We start from the raw sequence: 690 nt of genomic DNA, 5'->3' as shown, positions 1-690 counted from the left end.
GCCTTGTACTGTTCAGCATCGGCGAGGACTTGTTTGTGGGGTTCGGCGAAGGCTGCGGGGGTGAAGGTGCCGAGGGCGAGGGTCAGGCCAAGACTGGTGGCCAGGAAGGAACGCGGGAGCTTGAACGTCATGAATCGATCCTTGTTTCGTGTCGGGGTCTTTAGACCCTACCTGACTACGACGCAAGGCTCTACACCGGATGCGACACATACAAACCTGCATGACCACACATTCCCTGTGGGAGCGGGATTGTGTGGTTATTGGGTTACACAGAATCCAGCAACTCTTTACGCGGCTTGCCGTCGCCATGGCAAATGACGCGGTTACGGCCGGTGCTCTTGGCTTCGTAGAGCGCCTGGTCGGCGTCGTTGAGCCACAGGGTCGCTTCGTCGTGGGCCGGGTTGAAGGCCGCCAGGCCGATGCTCAAGCTGACCTTCAGCGCCGGGTTCTGCTCGTAACCCAACGTGGCGAAACGAGCACGCAGCGCATCCATCGCCACGGCGGCACGCTCCAGCGGCAGGTCCGGCAGCAGCACGCAGAATTCGTCGCCACCATAGCGGCCGGCGACATCGGCTGCCCGCAGGTTCTGCTTGAGGATTTTGCTCAGCTGACGCAAGACGATGTCCCCGGCGACATGGCCGTAGGTGTCGTTGATGGTCTTGAAATGGTCGATGTCGATCAACGCAATCG

General features: G+C 60.6%; 1 protein-coding gene and 1 pseudogene. Both read right to left on the bottom strand.

The window, feature by feature from the left end; all coding sequences use genetic code 11:
* Positions 1–131 (bottom strand): annotated as a pseudogene (locus AC1DLB_RS31400) (glutamate carboxypeptidase); the annotation flags it as partial.
* A 134-nt stretch (positions 132–265) separates the two neighbouring features.
* The coding region (locus AC1DLB_RS31395; protein ID WP_477786455.1) for a GGDEF domain-containing protein at positions 266–690 on the bottom strand (425 nt) is incomplete at its 5' end.

The organism is Pseudomonas sp. 05N434, assembly GCF_056396965.1.
Note: the sequence above shows the minus strand (reverse complement) of the source record. Positions and strands in the feature narration are given on the sequence as shown.